This window comes from uncultured Microbacterium sp., assembly GCF_963521645.1.
Classification (GTDB): Bacteria; Actinomycetota; Actinomycetes; order Actinomycetales; family Microbacteriaceae; genus Microbacterium.
Map to the genome: position 1 here is coordinate 178,380 of NZ_CAUQVQ010000001.1, position 12,417 is coordinate 190,796.

Consider the following 12,417-nt stretch of genomic DNA (forward strand, 5'->3'; position numbering starts at 1 on the left):
GGTGCGGCATGGATCCGGGAGTAATCTGCTCTGATGACGTCAGAGCAGTCCGTGGAGCCCGAACCCCTGCCCGCAGAGACTGCGAAACCTCGTCGCGCCGGATTCGCGTACGCGCTCGGACGCAGCCTGATCACGCCGCTCGCACGCCTGATCTACCGTCCGCACATCGAGGGTCGCGAGAACGTCCCCCTCGAGGGCGCTGTCATCTTCGCGAGCAATCACCTGTCGTTCATCGACTCGATCGCGATCCCGGTGGCCGCTCCGCGGCCGGTCCACTTCCTGGCCAAGTCGAGCTACTTCGAGGGAACGGGCCCTCGCGGATGGCTCAGCAAGACCTTCTTCGAGTCGATCGGAGCGATTCCGGTGCGGCGCGGTGCAGGACAGGCGGCACTGGACGCTCTCGACCTCCAGCGCCAGCTCCTCGACGAAGGGCTCGCGGTGGCCCTGTACCCCGAGGGCACGCGTTCCACGGACGGACGCCTGTACAAGGGGCGCACCGGCGTGGCCTTCCTGGCCCTGCAGACAGGCGCCCCCGTCGTGCCCGTGGGGCTGATCGGCACCGACACGGTGATGCCGGTCGGCGCGAAGGTGCCGACGCTCAAGGAGCGGATCACAGTGCGCTTCGGCGCACCGCTCGATCTCTCACGGCACGGATCCGCGTCCAGCGGGCGTGCGCGCCGGCTCGCGACCGATGAGATCATGGCTGCCATCCACGCGCTCTCCGGCCAGGAGCTCGCCGGCACCTACAACGAGGCGCCCGCCCAGAACACGATCGAGAAGATCAGACAGGCCCTCCCGCACGAGCGTCGCTGAGGCGGCGGGCCTCACTCCGGGAGCGCGGTGACGGTCGCTTCGTGGCGAACCGGGAAGTTCATCGAGTTCGCGATGAAGCACCACTCGTGAGCCTGGGCATGCGCGCGCTCGGCTGCCTCGATCATCGACGGCTCGGCGACGACGACTTCGGGTCGGAGCATCACCTCGACGAAGGCTCCCCCGCCGGCGCCGTCTTCGCGCATGTGTCCGGAGGCCGTATCGCGGTACGACACCACGACGACTCCGACGGTCGTGCACGCGTGCAGGTAGGACAGCAGGTGGCACTCCGAGAGCGATGCGAGCAGCAGATCCTCCGGGTTCCATCGAGTCGGGTCGCCGCGGAACGGCTTGTCCGACGACGCCAGCACCTCGGGCTTGCCCTCGACGTGGAGAGTCACATCGCGCCTGTAGTCGCGATAGCCGCTCGTTCCGGAGCCGGTGTTGCCGGTCCAGGTCGAGGTGAGTGAGTAGTGATGCTCGCCGAGAGCCGAGTGACGATCTGCCATGCACTCAGTCTGCCAGCGCCCTCGGACGCCTCGCCATGCCCTGACTCCGACGGTCGCCGCCGTCGCAGGTATCCTTGGCTGGTGCTGGAAACTCTCACCGTGCAGGATGCCGTAGAACTCGCCGTCGTCGAACGGAGCGGATTCGTCGAATCCCGCCACTCAGGAGCGGCCGTCGTCCTCTCCCCGGATGGTGAGGTCATCGCGCGCCACGGCAACGCGGATGCTCTGATCCTTCCTCGCTCGAGCCTCAAGCCGCTCCAGGCCGTCGCGTGCATCACCGCCGGCGCCGTGTTGGAGGGCGAGCAGCTCGCGCTCTCGACCGCGAGCCACAGCGGCACCGACCGTCACGCCTCTGTGGTGCGCGACGTGCTCACGGAGGGAGGCCTGACGGAGGATCACCTGGCGTGCCCCCCGGCCTGGCCGACGGACACCGCAGCGCGCGATGACATGGTCCGCGAGCACATGTCGCCCGCACGCATCCGCATGAACTGCTCCGGCAAGCATGCCGCGATGCTGCGTGCCTGTGTCGCGACCGGATGGCCGACGGAGGGATACCTCGACGTCGCACACCCGCTGCAGGCCCACATCCGCGAGGTCATCGAGCGGCTCACGGGCGAGAAGATCGCCCATACGGCGGTCGACGGCTGCGGCGCCCCCGTCTACGCGCTGACCCTGACGGGGCTCGCGCGTGCGATCCACCGCATCGGCACGGCCTCGGACCGGTCCCCGTTCGCCCTGCACCGGGTCGCCGGATCGCTCGTGCGCGCCGTGCGCGAACATCCGTGGACCATCGACGGCCCCGGTCGCCCCGACACGATCGCGATCGAGAAGCTCGGCGTGTTCGCGAAGGGCGGCGCGGAGGGTGTCATGGTGATGGTCGCACAGGACGGTACGACCGTCGCGCTCAAGACGCTCGACGGCGCATCGCGCGCCTCGACCATCGTGGCGGCGACGCTGCTCGCCCGGGCCGGCGCGCTGACGGAAGCGGAGGTCGCCACGCTCGCCGCCGCACTCCCCCTCGATGTGCTCGGCGGCGGCCAGAACGTCGGCGTCGTCAGTCCGGGCAGCGGAATCTGACTCGGAGCCGCGCTCTGAGCGCGCCCTGACATCCGTCACCGCGGCTCGAGGCTCGGAAGGAACACCCTCCGGGGCCGACCGTCGGAGCACAGTGACCAGGCGCGCCCGGCGTGCGGTACGGCATAGGGCGGAAGCTGGCGTACTCCGGTGAGCTGGCGGAGTTCGCTCGGGTTCTCCGCACGGATCAGAACCTCCCCCTCGTTGCGCGCACGCTGCCACAGAGCCCATTCGCGCTGCCAGACCTCGGCCTCTGCGACCACGATGACCGGACGTGCGTGGGCGTCGATCTCGGTGTGCTGTCCGGAGGCCACGACCACCTCGCACTCGGGGTGACCGGAGGCGAGCTGCTCGGCGACGTGCTTCGCACTCGACGTCACGAGAGCCGTCAGCTGCGTCGTGGGCGACCAGGGGGCCGTCCGATGAGGCGCTGCCTGCGACGCCCTGTGTCGAGTCCACCGCTCATCGATCGGAGTCCATGCCATCTGCACCTCGCGGTCGCCGATGGACGCCCGCCCCGCAGGCCTCTCACGGTCGAACGCGTGGGCATCGCCGCCCGCGGCCAGATGCTCGACGCGGCTGGGCATGCGCAGCAGAGCGCGCTGCGGCAGCAGGTCGAGGATTCGCCCGGCTGCTCCGGACGATCTCGACGCGGTGAGGATGAACGTCGTCGTGGCCGACCCCCGGATCAACTGCTCCCACATCTGTGCGAGATGCTGGCCGTGATCGAGCGGCAGATCTGCGATGTGCGCATCGATCTCGTCGCACAGGACCACGCGCGGCGCCGTGCGGGTCCGATCGACGAGCTGCACGATCATGTCCCACGCGTCCTCCGCGTCGGCGGGCACCCAGAGAGCGTCGACGCACTGTGCCGCGAGCGTCCGCAGCACCGACGTGCGTCCGCTTCCCGGTGAGCCCAGGACCGCGAGCCCTCGATCGACGCCGGGACGGATCAGCTCCAGCGGCTGGCTCTGACGCTGAGGGTCATCTGCTCTCCCCAGCGCGAGTGCACCCTCCGGCACGGCGTCGCGGATCTCCTCGAGCGGGATGCGCAGCGGCAGCGCCGGCAGCCACGGACTCGCCGCCCTGCTCTCGTCCGCCCACGCCATCGCGGCGGCTCGCAGATCCGCTGCGCCGGTGAGCGCGACCCGCATCGCCGCGGGCTCCGGGTCTCTGGGTCGCCGGAGGAACGCGATGCCTCGTGACTCGCCGCCGCCGGGAAGCTCAGCCGCCGCATCCGTTCCGAGAACCAGCCGGCTGTCTGCAGCGTCGCTCACGCGCAGACTGAGCCGAAGCGGACAGTTCGCGGCGAGTGCGTCTCGGATGACGCCGGATGCACGCTGGGTGCCGAGGATCAGATGCATGCCGAGCGCCCGCCCGCGCGCAGCGATGTCGGTGAAGACTCCTCCCAGCTCGCCGTGCTCCTGCAGAAGCGCCGCGAACTCATCGACCACGATCACGAGCCGGGGCATCTCGACGGCGCCGATGTCACGCGCCCCCGCCGCCGCGATGACAGATTCGCGTCGACGCAGCTCCGCGCGCAGACTCGACACTCCGCGGCGCGCGCCGTCGTCGTCGAGGTCGGTGATGACCGCGGCGACGTGCGGAAGGACCCGCAGCGGCTCGAAGGCCGTGCCGCCCTTGAAGTCGGCGAGCACGAACAGCACTCGCGCAGGGCCGTAGGCGGCAGCCATCGCAGTGACCCAGGAGACCAGGAGCTCGCTCTTGCCCGCCCCGGTCATCCCCGTCACGATCGCGTGGGGGCCGTCGTCGACGAGGTCGAGGGTCATGGTGTCGCGCTCACCCTTCCCGATCGCCACGGGAAGCCCTCGCGGTGAGGGGTTCTGCGTCAGTTCGGACAGCGCGACGGCGTCCGGGAGCACGTCGACGTCGTCGGCCTCCTCTGCGCGCCGCGCCGCGACGGCTTCCGCCTGCACGCGCGACAGCCCCTCGGCATCGACCTCGAGCACCCCCTCCGTCGTGCGCACCGTGGCACCGCGCAGCTGCGTCACGTCGACCACCGTCGTCACCCCCTCCGGCACCTCCTCACCGCCCCTCAGCAGCCAGATGACGGCCTCGGAGTCGGGGAGCACCGCCCCTCCTCCTCGCGCGAGACCCAGCCGGAAAGCGTCTCGCCGCACCGGGTGCACATGGGGGAGTCCGCTGAGCCCCAGGTCGACCGCTGCCTCCCCCTCCAGTCGGAGCAATCGTGGGCCGAACCGCACACAGAGCTGGACGATGAGAGCCCTGGCCACGGCGTCGGTGATCGGAGCGGGACCGCGGAGTGCGATCCCGCCTCCGAGCGGAACGACGATCGGCACCCGCGCTATCGTCTGGCACCTGCGCTGGAACTCGCGCGCCCGATCCCCGTCGCCCCCTGACGAGCGCAGGCCGCTGGGCAGCGCACCGCTTCCCACGACGAGGTCCGTCGCCGCGTGCGGACGCTCCCTCCCCCGCAGGGGCGGCCTCACAACACACACAGCCGCGTCGGGATGGCGGTGCCAGCGTCGCTCCCGCTCGTCATCGTGGCGTGAGACCAGCTCGGCCTCGGCGCGCGACCACGCTGCCTCTTCCGCCAGCGCTGCGGCGCGTCTGTCTCTTCGACGTGCACGCGCGCCATCGACGAGGGAGGCGAAGATCATGAGGGGTCCCAGCGCGGCGAAACACAGCGCGTACAGCGAGCCGGTGATCAGCCACAGGGCGACGCCTCCCACGACAGGCACGAGGGCCGCCATGACCGGGACGGGAGGCCTGCGAGGATCGACCGGAGGAGCCGGGATCGCGATCGGGAGAGAGTCCATGCTCTCCAGTGGACTGCATCAGAGCAGCATCAGAGCGCCCTCCACAGGGCGTCACGACCTAGTGCGCGTCGTCGACCGATGTGGAGGAGGACTCCGTCGCGACCTGCACGACGACGAGCGTCACGTTGTCGCGCCCGCCGTTCTCGAGCGCCGCCGCCAGCATCGCGTCGACCGCTGCGGCGGGATCCGGGTTCTCTCGCAGGAAGTGCTGGATCCCGTAATCCGTGAGCTCTTTGGTGAGTCCATCCGAGCAGATGACGAAGCGGTCTCCCTCTCGGAGATCGAGCGCGACGTAGTCGGGAGCCGTGAGTTCGCTCGCGCCCACCGCGCGGGTGATGACGTTGCTGTAGGGGTGCCCCTCGGCCTCCTCCGGGCTGATCTTGCCCGAGGCGATCAGCTCTTGCACGACGGAATGGTCGGTCGTCACCTGCACGAGTCGGTCGTCGCGAAGCAGGTAGACGCGAGAATCGCCGATGTTCAGTGCGACCCAGTGCGCCTGTCCGTCACTGACCTCGAGGAAGATGCCGGTGAGAGTCGTTCCCGTTCCCTCATCGGTCGTCTCCGGGTGACCGGCGATGTCCGAGACCGCGAGCTGGAGGGCGCCTTCGATCGTGGAACGCTCCACGGATCCCGCCGCGGCGACCGCCTCGAGTCGTTTGACCGTGCTCGAGCTGGCGATCTCACCTCCGGCATGCCCACCCATCCCATCGGCGACGATGAACAGCGGATACGCGGCGAGGAACGCGTCCTGATTGGTCTCACGGCGTCGCCCCACATCGGTCACGCCTGCCCAGGAGACGGTCAGCTCCCCCTCCGAAACGGTGACGCTGTGCGTCTTCGTCGTCGTCTCAGCCACGCGTCGCCTCCGAATTGCCCGCGAATCGGGCGACCCCAGCATACCCACACATCGCACGGGAGGCGGACCGCCGATCACCGACGGCGGATGCGTCGCCGATGCCACCGAACGTCGTACCTGGGTCGGGCGCGGGATGTCCGGGTGCGCCGACAGCGCGCTGCGTGGTGGCCATGTCTCCACGCTATCGTCTCGAACCGCTCCGGTCGCATTCCACGCGGCGCGGGATGGATGCACAGAACCCCCGGCCGGGGCCGGGGGTTCTGTGCACATCATCACGCAGGCGGCTGCGTCGGATCGCTCGGGGGTGCCGGCGGAGCCGCGGGCGGTGCCGGAGGGCCGGAAGGCGGCGCGGGCGGGCCCGCAGGGGGTGCCGACGGGCCTGCAGGCGGAGCCGGCGGAACCTGCGGTGCTGCGGGCGGCGTCTGCGGAGCTGCGGGAGGGACACCAGGGCCCTGAGGTGCGGCGGGACCGGCGGGCGGTGCGTAACCGGGCTGCGCGGGCGGAGCGTATCCCTGAGGTGCGGGAGGCGCATACCCCTCGGGTGCGCCGTACCCCTGCGGGGCGCCGTACCCCTGGGGTGCGGCCGGACGCGGCTGCGTCGGAACACCCTCCCACACGGTGGTGTCGGCGAGCAGCTTGTTCGAGCCCCAGGATGCGGGCGCGATGTTCGGGTTCCAGCGCGACTTGTCGAACGCGTTGATGCCGAGCCACACGACCGGGAGGAAGAAGTAGAGGATCACCCAGACGGCGTCCTTCTGCAGCTTGAGGCCGACACGCCAGGCCGCGATGAGGTCGACGATGCGGGCCGCGATCCCGACCAGCGGCAGGATCAGGAACCACCCGAGGAACGGGATGATCGCGCCGAGGATACCTGCGCCGAGCAGGTAGAGGACGAGCCACGGGCTCAGATCACCGAGCTTGTAGAAGATCATGGTGTTGTACACGGGAACCCAGGCGCGCCACTTCCCCTGCACACCGGCCTTTTCGAAGACCTTCATGTAGAACCACGCGTAGAGGGCGTAGATGGCCAGAGGCAAGACCGTATAGAGCAGAATCAGGGCGACCAGAGCGCCGCCCGAGAGCCCGCCGTAACCGTAGTAATCGTCGTACATGATCCCCTCCGGATCCGATGGAGCGGCACCGTGCGCGCCGCGTCAACCACCATAGCGGTGCGCCGATATGACGGGCAACGGCCCACGCCGCCGCGGACCACAGAGCTCGCGGGTGCGTTCAGTCGTCGACGACCAACTCGAGAACGCCCTCGTCGGTCGAGTCGCGCAGGACGATCCCCTGACTCTCTGCCCAGCTGCGAAGCGCGCGTACCGAGCGGACGCGGGGACGCTGCTCTGCGAGCGTCCGGACGAGGAGGCCCTTGGATCTCTTGTTGAAGTGGTTGAGCGCACGCCCGGTCTCCGTCACGACGCGCACATAGGCCGAGGAGACCGACGGAGGCACGGGTCCGAGCGACACGTATGCCTCACTGCGCAGATCGAGGATGAAGGACGGCGCCTCCGCTGCGATGGCAGCGCTCGTGGCCTCGGCCCAGTGGCGCCGGAGCGCTCGGACACCCGGAAGTGCCGCCCCCGCCGCGAGACGATAGGCCGGGATCCGGTCCAGCGCACCCACCGGGCCGAACGGCGCCGAGTGGATCCAGACATGCGACGCGAGCCACCTTCGACCTGCGCTCGGAAGCGTGGCGGCGTCGAGCGCATCGTAGAGGACGCCGGTGTAACGATCTGCGGCCGGCATCGTGGCAGAGGAGAGGAGCTCGCGGTTATGGGCGACTTCGCTCACCTGTGCGGCGCTGAGTTTGAGGACTCTGCGCGATGCGTCCTCATCGGCGGCGAGGTCGATCAGCGCTCGAACCACCGCCCGCCGTTCGGCGAGAAGCGCCGGCAGTGAGAGCGCTGCAAGGTCGAGCGGAGAACCAGTACCGCCGGCGCGCTTGGTCTCCGACGGCGGGAGAAGAATCTTCATGGGACCTCGGGGATACAGACGCGTCCGCCCCGGCCCGAAAGGGCCGAGGCGGACGCTGTGAACTGAGAGTGCTCAGGCGATGAGAGCTGCGTTGCCCGCCACGATCGTCAGGACGTCGCTCTCCATCGAGAGGAATCCGTCCTGCGCATTGGCGAGCACCTTGGTGCCATCCGTCTGCGTGATCCTGACCTCGCCCTGGGCGAGGATGGCCAGCACCGGCTCGTGGCCGGCCATGAAGCCGATCTCGCCCTCGACGGTCTTGGCGACCACGAGGCTCGCCTCTCCCGTCCAGACCTCCGCGTCCGCGGAGACGAGGCTGACATGCAGAGCCATGATCAGCCGTTCTCCTTCTGGATCTTCGCCCACTGCTCTTCGACGTCGGAGATGCCACCGACGTTGAAGAAGGCCTGCTCGGCCACGTGGTCGAAGTCACCGCGCGTGATCGCATCGAAGGACTCGATGGTCTCCTTGAGCGGCACCGTCGAACCCTCGACACCCGTGAACTTCTTGGCCATGTAGGTGTTCTGCGAGAGGAACTGCTGGATGCGACGTGCACGCGACACGACGATCTTGTCTTCCTCGGAGAGCTCGTCGACACCGAGGATGGCGATGATCTCCTGCAGCTCCTTGTTCTTCTGGAGGATCTGCTTGACCGTCGTGGCGACGCGGTAGTGGTCCTCGCCCAAGTAGCGGGGGTCCATGATGCGCGACGTGGAGGTCAGCGGGTCGATGGCCGGGTACAGACCCTTCGACGCGATCTCACGAGAGAGCTCGGTCGTGGCGTCGAGGTGGGCGAACGTGGTCGCCGGGGCCGGGTCGGTGTAGTCATCGGCGGGCACGTAGATGGCCTGCAGAGAGGTGATCGAGTGGCCACGGGTCGAGGTGATGCGCTCCTGGAGGAGGCCCATCTCGTCGGCGAGGTTCGGCTGGTAACCCACGGCGGAGGGCATGCGACCCAGCAGCGTGGAGACCTCGGAACCGGCCTGCGTGAAGCGGAAGATGTTGTCGATGAAGAGCAGCACGTCCTGCTTCTGCACGTCGCGGAAGTACTCCGCCATCGTCAGAGCCGAGAGGGCGACGCGCAGACGCGTTCCCGGCGGCTCGTCCATCTGGCCGAACACGAGGGCCGTCTTGTCGAAGACACCCGCCTCTTCCATCTCGTGGATGAGGTCGTTGCCCTCACGGGTGCGCTCACCGACACCGGCGAACACCGACACACCACCGTGGTCCTGCGCGACGCGCTGGATCATCTCCTGGATGAGGACGGTCTTTCCGACACCGGCTCCACCGAACAGACCGATCTTTCCACCCAGCACATACGGCGTCAGGAGGTCGATCGACTTGATGCCGGTCTCGAACATCGTGGTCTTCGACTCGAGCTGGTCGAAGTTCGGAGCCTTGCGGTGGATCGGCCAGCGCTCGGTGACCTCGATGGTCTCGCCGGGCTCGAGGTTCAGGACCTCGCCGATGACGTTGAAGACCTTGCCCTTGGTGACGTCGCCGACGGGGACCGAGATGGCCTCGCCGGTGTCGCGCACTTCCTGCCCACGGACGATGCCGTCGGTGGGCTTCAGTGCGATGGCGCGCACCAGGTCGTCGCCGAGGTGCTGTGCGACCTCGAGCGTGATCTCCGTCGACTCCTCGCCGATGGCGATCGTGGTCTTCAGAGCGTTGTAGATTTCCGGGATCGAGTCGTGCGGGAACTCGATGTCGACAACCGGACCGTTGACGCGTGCGACGCGCCCGACGACCGCGGTCGCCGGCTGGTCAGCCGTGGCGGTGGTGGTCATTTTCGTCTCTTTCCTGATGGTCTATTTGCTCGACGAGAGGGCATCGGCGCCGCCGACGATCTCCGCGATCTGCTGCGTGATCTCCGCCTGACGCGCGTTGTTGCGCAGACGGGTGTAGTCGGTGATGAGCTTGTCGGCGTTGTCGCTGGCCGACTTCATCGCCTTCTGCGTCGCCGCCTGCTTTGCGGCAGACGACTGCAGGAGAGCGTTGAAGACACGGCTCTGGATGTACACCGGCAGGATCGCGTCGAGAACGGTCTCGGCGTCGGGCTCGAACTCGTACAGCGGGTAGACCGCGCTGCCCGCTTCCGAGTCATCGGCTTCTGCGATCTCCAGCGGAAGCAGTCGGACGGACTCCGGCGACTGCGTCATCATGCTGACGAAGCGGTTGTACACGAGGTGGATCTCGTCGACGCCGCCCTCGTCCGCACCGCGCGAGAAGTCCTCGAGCAGCGTGGCCGAGATCTCCTCCGCGGTGTGGAACGACGGTGTGTCGGTGTCGCCGGTCCACTCGGCGGCCGCCGCGATGCGGCGGAACTGGAAGTAGCCCACCGCCTTGCGACCGATGAGGTAGAACACCGGCTCCTTGCCCTGTCCGCGCAGGAGCTCCGCCACCTCGAGACCCTCACGGAGGATCTGCGAGTTGAAGGCTCCCGCGAGGCCGCGGTCCGACGAGAAGATCACGACCGCGGAGCGGCGGATCGTCTCGGGCTCACGGGTGAGCGGGTGGTCGACGTTCGAGTGCGTCGCGACGGCGGACACGGCCCTCGTCACGGCCCGCGCGAAGGGGCTGGACGCTTTGACGCGTGCCATCGCCTTCTGGATGCGCGAAGCCGCGATGAGTTCCATCGCCTTCGTGATCTTCTTGGTCGTCTGAGCAGAAGAGATCTTCTGCTTGTAGACCCTGAGTTGAGCGCCCATGAATTCAGTTCCTCACGCGATTACGCGCGACGACCCTTGACGATCTTCTCCTGGTTGACGTCCTCAGCCTCGGCTGCAGCGTGCTCCTCGTGGCCGGGAGCGCCGATGGCCTGCCCCTTGCCGCTCTGGAACTCCAGGAGGAAAGCGTCGGTGTGCTTGTCGAGCTCAGCCACCGTGTCGTCGTCGAGGACGTTGGTCTCACGCAGGGTGTCGAGGACCTTCGTGTTGCGACGCAGGTAGTCGAGCAGTTCGCGCTCGAAGCGCAGCACATCGGAGACCTCGAGGGTGTCGAGCTTTCCCTTGGTTCCGGCCCAGATCGAGACGACCTGCTCCTCGACGGGGTACGGCGAGTACTGAGGCTGCTTGAGCAGCTCGGTCAGACGCGCCCCACGGGAGAGCTGACGACGCGATGCCGCGTCGAGGTCGGATGCGAACATCGCGAACGCCTCGAGCGAGCGGTACTGCGCGAGCTCCAGCTTCAACGTTCCGGAGACCTTCTTGATCGACTTGACCTGTGCGTCACCGCCGACTCGCGAGACCGAGATTCCGACGTCGACCGCAGGACGCTGGTTCGCGTTGAAGAGGTCGGACTGGAGGAAGATCTGGCCGTCGGTGATCGAGATCACGTTGGTCGGGATGTACGCCGAGACGTCGTTCGCCTTGGTCTCGATGATCGGGAGACCGGTCATCGAACCCGCGCCGAGCTCGTCCGACAGCTTCGCGCAACGCTCCAGCAGACGGGAGTGCAGGTAGAAGACGTCACCCGGGTATGCCTCGCGGCCCGGCGGGCGACGCAGCAGGAGGGAGACGGCGCGGTAGGCCTCGGCCTGCTTCGACAGGTCATCGAAGATGATGAGGACGTGCTTGCCGCCGTACATCCAGTGCTGGCCGATGGCCGAACCGGTGTACGGAGCGAGGTACTTGAAGCCGGCGGGGTCCGATGCCGGAGCGGCCACGATCGTGGTGTACTCCAGGGCGCCGGCCTCTTCGAGCGCGCCCTTCACCGAAGCGATGGTCGAGCCCTTCTGGCCGATCGCGACGTAGATGCAGCGCACCTGCTTGTTGACGTCGCCGGACTCCCAGTTGGCCTTCTGGTTGATGATCGTGTCGATCGCGATCGCCGTCTTGCCGGTCTGGCGGTCGCCGATGATCAGCTGACGCTGACCGCGGCCGACGGGGATCATGGCGTCGATCGCCTTGATGCCGGTCTGCATGGGCTCGTGCACCGACTTGCGCTGCATGACGCCGGGCGCCTGAAGCTCGAGCTCGCGCACACCCTCGGTCGCGATGGAGCCGAGGCCGTCGATCGGGTTGCCGAGCGGGTCGACCACGCGTCCGAGGTAGCCGTCGCCGACGGGGACCGAGAGCACCTCGCCGGTGCGGGTGACCTCCTGGCCCGCCTCGATGCCGGTGAAGTCTCCGAGGACGACGACACCGATCTGCTTCTCGTCGAGGTTGAGGGCGAGGCCCTTGGTGCCGTCTGCGAAGGCGACGAGCTCGTTCGCCATGACGCCCGGCAGTCCCTCGACGTGCGCGATGCCGTCGGCCGCGTCGATGACGGTGCCGACCTCTGTCGCCGCCGCGCCCGTGGGCTCGTATGCTGCGGCGAAGTCCTTCAGCGCGTCACGGATGACGTCGGGGCTGATCGATAGTTCTGCCATTGTCTTCCCTTTGTATCT

At 68.2% G+C, this 12,417-nt stretch carries 11 protein-coding genes; 2 read left to right on the forward strand and 9 right to left on the reverse strand.

Going from position 1 to position 12,417, the window contains the following annotated elements:
• Positions 1–33: 33 nt before the first annotated feature.
• Positions 34–813 (forward strand): lysophospholipid acyltransferase family protein, encoded by a 780-nt coding sequence (locus RWO82_RS00880; protein ID WP_314422190.1) that lies wholly within the window; start codon positions 34–36, stop codon positions 811–813.
• An 11-nt stretch (positions 814–824) separates the two neighbouring features.
• On the opposite strand, the gene RWO82_RS00885 is transcribed toward RWO82_RS00880, so the two are convergent.
• Positions 825–1,319 (reverse strand): OsmC family protein, encoded by a 495-nt coding sequence (locus tag RWO82_RS00885; RefSeq protein WP_314422191.1) that lies wholly within the window; start codon positions 1,317–1,319, stop codon positions 825–827.
• A gap of 81 nt (positions 1,320–1,400) precedes the next feature.
• Between RWO82_RS00885 and RWO82_RS00890 the strand changes: the two genes are divergently transcribed.
• Positions 1,401–2,396, forward strand: a complete 996-nt coding sequence (locus tag RWO82_RS00890; RefSeq protein WP_314422193.1) for an asparaginase — start codon at positions 1,401–1,403, stop codon at positions 2,394–2,396.
• Positions 2,397–2,431: 35 nt separating this feature from the next.
• Here RWO82_RS00890 and RWO82_RS00895 read toward each other — a convergent pair whose 3' ends face one another.
• The 8 genes from RWO82_RS00895 to atpA all read right to left on the reverse strand — a co-directional run bounded on the left by RWO82_RS00895 (position 2,432) and on the right by atpA (position 12,399).
• Entirely contained in the window at positions 2,432–5,194 is a 2,763-nt protein-coding gene (locus RWO82_RS00895; protein WP_314422194.1) for an FtsK/SpoIIIE domain-containing protein, read from the reverse strand.
• A 58-nt stretch (positions 5,195–5,252) separates the two neighbouring features.
• Complete coding sequence (locus RWO82_RS00900; RefSeq protein WP_314422195.1) at positions 5,253–6,050, reverse strand: protein phosphatase 2C domain-containing protein; 798 nt, start codon at positions 6,048–6,050, stop codon at positions 5,253–5,255.
• Positions 6,051–6,322: 272 nt separating this feature from the next.
• Complete coding sequence (locus RWO82_RS00905; protein ID WP_314422197.1) at positions 6,323–7,162, reverse strand: DUF5684 domain-containing protein; 840 nt, start codon at positions 7,160–7,162, stop codon at positions 6,323–6,325.
• A gap of 118 nt (positions 7,163–7,280) precedes the next feature.
• Positions 7,281–8,027 carry a peroxide stress protein YaaA gene (locus tag RWO82_RS00910; protein WP_314422199.1) on the reverse strand — a complete coding sequence of 249 codons (747 nt, stop codon included), beginning with the start codon at positions 8,025–8,027 and terminating at the stop codon, positions 7,281–7,283.
• 72 nt (positions 8,028–8,099) lie between these two features.
• Positions 8,100–8,360, reverse strand: a complete 261-nt coding sequence (locus tag RWO82_RS00915) for a F0F1 ATP synthase subunit epsilon (RefSeq protein WP_053095764.1) — start codon at positions 8,358–8,360, stop codon at positions 8,100–8,102.
• Between the two features lie 2 nt (positions 8,361–8,362).
• Complete coding sequence (atpD, locus tag RWO82_RS00920) at positions 8,363–9,817, reverse strand: F0F1 ATP synthase subunit beta (protein ID WP_314422200.1); 1,455 nt, start codon at positions 9,815–9,817, stop codon at positions 8,363–8,365.
• A gap of 21 nt (positions 9,818–9,838) precedes the next feature.
• Positions 9,839–10,738, reverse strand: a complete 900-nt coding sequence (locus RWO82_RS00925; protein WP_314422201.1) for a F0F1 ATP synthase subunit gamma — start codon at positions 10,736–10,738, stop codon at positions 9,839–9,841.
• A 20-nt stretch (positions 10,739–10,758) separates the two neighbouring features.
• On the reverse strand, positions 10,759–12,399 hold the full coding sequence (gene atpA / locus RWO82_RS00930) for a F0F1 ATP synthase subunit alpha (RefSeq protein WP_314422202.1): 1,641 nt from the start codon (positions 12,397–12,399) through the stop codon (positions 10,759–10,761).
• Positions 12,400–12,417: the final 18 nt, after the last annotated feature.

Coding starts and splice junctions, on each gene's coding strand:
- RWO82_RS00905 (WP_314422197.1), bottom strand. CDS start 7,162: ATGTACGACGATTACTACGGTTACGGCGGGCTCTCGGGCGGCGCTCTG.
- atpA (WP_314422202.1), bottom strand. CDS start 12,399: ATGGCAGAACTATCGATCAGCCCCGACGTCATCCGTGACGCGCTGAAG.
- atpD (WP_314422200.1), bottom strand. CDS start 9,817: ATGACCACCACCGCCACGGCTGACCAGCCGGCGACCGCGGTCGTCGGG.
- RWO82_RS00925 (WP_314422201.1), bottom strand. CDS start 10,738: ATGGGCGCTCAACTCAGGGTCTACAAGCAGAAGATCTCTTCTGCTCAG.
- RWO82_RS00895 (WP_314422194.1), bottom strand. CDS start 5,194: ATGGACTCTCTCCCGATCGCGATCCCGGCTCCTCCGGTCGATCCTCGC.
- RWO82_RS00885 (WP_314422191.1), bottom strand. CDS start 1,319: ATGGCAGATCGTCACTCGGCTCTCGGCGAGCATCACTACTCACTCACC.
- RWO82_RS00910 (WP_314422199.1), bottom strand. CDS start 8,027: ATGAAGATTCTTCTCCCGCCGTCGGAGACCAAGCGCGCCGGCGGTACT.
- RWO82_RS00880 (WP_314422190.1), top strand. CDS start 34: ATGACGTCAGAGCAGTCCGTGGAGCCCGAACCCCTGCCCGCAGAGACT.
- RWO82_RS00915 (WP_053095764.1), bottom strand. CDS start 8,360: ATGGCTCTGCATGTCAGCCTCGTCTCCGCGGACGCGGAGGTCTGGACG.